Below are 4,446 nucleotides of genomic sequence, written 5' to 3' on the forward strand. Positions count from 1 at the left end.
CGGTAGGCGGAGATCGCGTCGTGGCCGACGAGGGCGCGCCCGCCCTCGGCGCGCAGCACCGCCGCGGCGGGGGCGAAGAGGTCGTCGAGGGCGGCGAGGTCGTCGGCGGCCAGCGCCCGCTCGTAGCGGGTGGCCGCCGCGAGCAGCCCGGCCTCGTCGTGCAGCCCGGCCTCGTCGCGCAGCCGGTGCTCCTGCGGCCCGCTCACGCGCGCGCCCCCAGCAGCTCGGCGAGATCGGCCTTGCGGATGGTCCCGTGCACCCCGCAGACGCGGTCGACGACCTGGGAGACGGCGAAGTCACCGGCGGCCGAGAGGTAGGCGTAGGCGTGCGCGGGGTGCATCCCGAGGTCGGCGAGCAGCGCGACCGCGGTGCGCACCGCCCGGCGCACCGCCTCGTCGAGGTCGGGGTCCAGGCCGATGGGCACGAGCAGCTCCGGGGTCTCGGCCCACAGCACATCGCGCAGCCGGACCGCCGCGGCGGGTACGAGGTCGACCCGCAGCACGGCCCGCAGCGGCGCCTCGAACGCGGTGAGCGCGACCTCGCCGTCACCCTGGGCGTAGTGCGGGTCGCCGACGTAGAAGCCGGCGCCGTCCACCTGCACGGGCAGGTGCAGCGTGGAGCCGACGCCGAGGAGGGAGACGTCGAGGTTGCCGCCGTGCATCCCCGGCGGCACCGAGTGCAGCCGCTGCCCGGGGGTGGCGACGCCGACGAGGCCGAGGAACGGCCGCAGCGGGAAGCGCACCCGGCGGGCGTCACCGGGCGCGACGGGCATCGAGCCGGTCCCGGTGCCGGTGGCGTCGGGGGCGGCGTCGACGCGGGCGAGGACGGAGAAGGGGCCGGTGCCGCCCGCCAGCGGGAACTCCCCCGGCAGCGCGCCGCGGCCGTGCCGGTTGGAGACGACGCCGTGGCCGCAGCGCAGCGCGAGGTCCTCCACGGTGACGCTGAGGACGTCGCCGGGGCGGGCGCCGGCGACCTCGACGGGGCCGGTCACGACGTGCGGACCCCAGCGCAGCGGGTCGTGCTCGACGGTGGCGGCGACCTCGACGGCGTCGCGGGGCACGTCGGCGGCCTCGACGCCGCGCTCGGCGAACCAGCGCAGCGGGTCGCGGCCCTGGTCCTCGAGGATGCCCTCGTGGCTGACGGTGTCGACGACGAACCGCCGGCCGGGTTCGACGCGCAGCACCGGTGCGTCGCCGTCGCACGGCAGCCGCCCCCACAGCACGGTGCCGGGGCCTGCGGGCAGGTAGGGCAGACCACCGTGCTCGGTGCCCGGCAGCGGGTGGAGGGTGGGCGTGATCACCGTGGCGGCTCCTCGCTCGGGCTTCCGTCCTGAAACGATCGTTGCATAAGCTAGCGACGTGGAACGAGTGAACCACGTCACCCCCGGACCGCCGCCGACCGCCGAACCCGTCGCGCCACCGCCACGCCTCCTCATGGGCCCCGGCCCCGCCAGCGCCGACCCGCGCGTGCTGCGGGCGATGTCCGCCCAGCTCGTCGGCCAGTACGACCCGGTGATGACCGCGTACATGGACGAGACGATGGCGCTCTACCGCCGGGTGTTCCGCACCCGCAACGAGGCCACCGTCCTCGTCGACGGCACCTCCCGCGCCGGTATCGAGGCGGTGCTCGTCTCCCTCCTCGAACCCGGCGACCGGGTGCTGGTGCCGGTGTTCGGCCGCTTCGGGCACCTGCTGCGCGAGATCGCCGAGCGCTGCGGCGCCGAGGTGCACACCATCGAGGCCGAGTGGGGCACGGTGTTCGAGCCCGAGCGGGTCGAGGAGGCCGTCCGCCGCGTCCGCCCGAAACTGCTCGCCGTCGTGCAGGGCGACACCTCCACGACGATGAACCAGCCGCTCGCCGACCTCGGCCGCATCGCCCGCGAGCACGACGCGCTGCTCTACGCCGACGTCACCGCCACCTTGGGCGGCAACGAGTTCGCGATGGACGACTGGGGCGTCGACGCCGCCACCGCGGGGTTGCAGAAGTGCCTCGGCGGGCCGTCGGGCAGCTCCCCCACCAGCCTGTCCCCGCGCGCCGTGGCCGTGCTGGACTCCCGCCGCAGCGTCGAGGCCGGGCTGCGCGCCGACCCGGACGCCCCCGCCCCGCGGCGGCGGATCGCCTCGAACTACTTCGACCTCGGGATGGTCCTCGACTACTGGGGCCCGCAGCGGCTCAACCACCACACCGAGGCGACGACGATGCTCTACGGCGCGCGGGAGTGCGCGCGGATCCTGCTCGCCGAGGGCCTGGAGGTCGCGGTCGCGCGGCACCGGCTGCACGGGGAGGCGATGCTCGCCGGCGTGCAGGGGCTCGGGCTGGCGGTCTTCGGCGACGTGGCGCACAAGATGGCCAACGTCGTCGCCGTGGAGATCCCCGACGGCGTCGACGGCGAGGGCGTGCGCCGGGCCCTGCTGGCGGACTACGGCATCGAGATCGGCACGTCGTTCGGCCCGCTGGCCGGTCGGGTCTGGCGGATCGGCACCATGGGGCACAACGCCCGCAAGGACGCCGTGCTGCTCACCCTCGCGGCGCTGGAGCAGGTGCTGCGCGCCGCGGGCGCCCGGGTCGGCGCCGGCGGCGGAACCGTTGCGGCGCAGGAGGTCTACGCCGCGCACGACGCCCGGCACGACGTCGCCGCGCCGGCCGGGGCGGTGGCGTGAGCGCGGCAGGCACCGACGTCCGGACCGCCACGGCACGGGTGCTGGCCCGCTGCGACGAGCTGGCCGCGCTGTCGGCGAGCCCCGACGGCATCGAGCGGGTCTACCTCTCCCCCGAGCACGCCGCGGCCAACGCCCTGGCCGCGGGCTGGATGGCCGCGGCGGGGCTGCGCACCCGCCAGGACGCGGCGGGCAACCTGTGCGGGCGCCTGGAGGGCCGCGAGCCCGGCCTGCCCGCGCTGCTGCTCGCCTCCCACCTGGACACCGTGCCCGACGCCGGCCGCTACGACGGGATCCTCGGCGTCGTCCTGGCCGTCGAGGTCGCGGCGCGGCTGCGCGGGCGCGCGGCGGAGCTGCCGTTCGCGCTGGAGGTCGTCGCGTTCGCCGACGAGGAGGGCACCCGCTTCGGCACCGCCCTGCTGGGCAGCCGGGCGCTGGCCGGCACGTGGGACGAGGCGTGGTGGTCGCTGACCGACGCGCGCGGCACGACGCTGGCCGAGGCGTTCGCCGCGTTCGGCCTGGACCCCGCCCGCGTCGGGGAGGCGGCGCGCGACCCTCGCGACGTCGTGGGCTACCTGGAGGCGCACATCGAGCAGGGCCCGCTGCTGGAGGACGCCGACCGGGCGCTGGGCGTCGTGACGTCCATCGCCGGCGCCCGCCGGTTCTCCTGCACCGTCACGGGTGAGGCCCGCCACGCCGGCGGCACCCCCTACGAGCGGCGCCGCGACGCCCTGTGCGCGGCCAGCGAGGTCGTGCTGCTCGTCGAGCGCACCGCGCGGGAGTCGGGCGTCATCGCCACCGTCGGGCGGTCGCAGGCGTTCCCCGGCGCGGTGAACGTGGTGCCCGGCCGGGTGGAGCTCAGCCTCGACCTGCGCGCCGAGCACGACGGCGACCGCGACGGCGCGTGGGAGCGCATCCGGGCCCAGGCGGAGCGGCTGTGCGCCGCGCGCGGCTGCGGTTTCGCCGCCGAGGAGCACCACAGCGCGCCCGGCGTGGTGTGCGCCCCGCGGCTGCAGGAGGCGGTGCGCCGGGGCATCGCCGCGACGGGCGACGCCGAACCCCCCGCGCTGTACAGCAGGGCGGGGCACGACGCGATGGCGGTGGCGTCGCTGACGGACGTGGGGATGCTCTTCGTGCGCTGCGCCGGCGGGATCAGCCACGCCCCCGAGGAGTCGGTGGAACCCGCCGACGTGGCCCTCGCGCTGGACGCGCTCACCGCGGCCGTCCTCGACCTCGCGGGGGGCGACCTCGTGGGGGGCGATCTCGTGGGGGGCTCGGCGGAGGTCCCGGCGGGGATCCCGGCGCGGTGAGCACCGGGGGGCCGGCGGGGACCATCGGCCAGCGCATCGACCGCAGCTACGGCGAGCTGTCCCCGCAGGAGCAGCGCGTCGCCGACGTCGTGCTCGACCACCTCGCCGACGTGGCCGTGCACTCCGCCGCGGAGCTCGCCGACCTCAGCGGTGTCTCCAAGGCCACGGTGAGCCGGTTCTTCCGCCGCCTGGGGTACGCCAGCTTCGCCGAGGCCCGCGACGACGCCCGGTCGCTGCGCAGCGCCGGGGTGCCGCTGGGCGGCGGGGGTGATGCCGGTGGGTTCGCCCCGCACCTGGAGCGCGAGCGCGCGAACACCGCCCGGGCGTGCGCCTCGCTGGCGCAGGTGCTGCCCGAGGTCGCCGGACAGCTCGCCGGCGCCCGGCAGGTCCTCGTGGTGGGGTTCCGCAACAGCTACCCGGTGGCGCTGCACCTGCGCCAGCAGTTGCTGCAGTGCCGCCCGGACGTGCGGCTGGTCCCG

The 4,446-nt window shown here is 77.0% G+C and carries 5 protein-coding genes; 3 read left to right on the forward strand and 2 right to left on the reverse strand.

The genetic code is table 11. The features are described from left to right. A partial coding sequence (locus ABEB16_RS19460; protein ID WP_345713856.1) for an AtzH-like domain-containing protein occupies positions 1-206 on the reverse strand: 206 nt, incomplete at its 3' end. Then, positions 203-1,297 carry an acetamidase/formamidase family protein gene (locus ABEB16_RS19465; protein ID WP_425560261.1) on the reverse strand — a complete coding sequence of 365 codons (1,095 nt, stop codon included), beginning with the start codon at positions 1,295-1,297 and terminating at the stop codon, positions 203-205. The genes ABEB16_RS19460 and ABEB16_RS19465, both read right to left, overlap by 4 nt. Positions 1,298-1,433: 136 nt before the next feature. Here ABEB16_RS19465 and ABEB16_RS19470 point away from each other — a divergent pair, with 136 nt between their 5' ends. The 3 genes from ABEB16_RS19470 to ABEB16_RS19480 all read left to right on the forward strand — a co-directional run. Further along, positions 1,434-2,660: a pyridoxal-phosphate-dependent aminotransferase family protein gene (locus ABEB16_RS19470; protein WP_345713860.1), complete on the forward strand. Its 1,227-nt coding sequence runs from the start codon at positions 1,434-1,436 to the stop codon at positions 2,658-2,660. Then, on the forward strand, positions 2,657-3,967 hold the full coding sequence (locus tag ABEB16_RS19475; RefSeq protein WP_345713858.1) for an allantoate amidohydrolase: 1,311 nt from the start codon (positions 2,657-2,659) through the stop codon (positions 3,965-3,967). Before ABEB16_RS19470 ends, ABEB16_RS19475 begins: the two co-directional genes overlap by 4 nt. Further along, a partial coding sequence (locus ABEB16_RS19480) for a MurR/RpiR family transcriptional regulator (RefSeq protein WP_345713859.1) occupies positions 3,964-4,446 on the forward strand: 483 nt, incomplete at its 3' end. The genes ABEB16_RS19475 and ABEB16_RS19480, both read left to right, overlap by 4 nt.

It is taken from the genome of Kineococcus glutinatus (assembly GCF_039542765.1).
GTDB lineage: Bacteria > Actinomycetota > Actinomycetes > Actinomycetales > Kineococcaceae > Kineococcus_A > Kineococcus_A glutinatus.

Bases quoted from the DNA above. Each gene is read 5' to 3' on its own strand.
- ABEB16_RS19470 (WP_345713860.1), top strand. From the start codon at position 1,434: ATGGGCCCCGGCCCCGCCAGCGCCGACCCGCGCGTGCTGCGGGCGATG.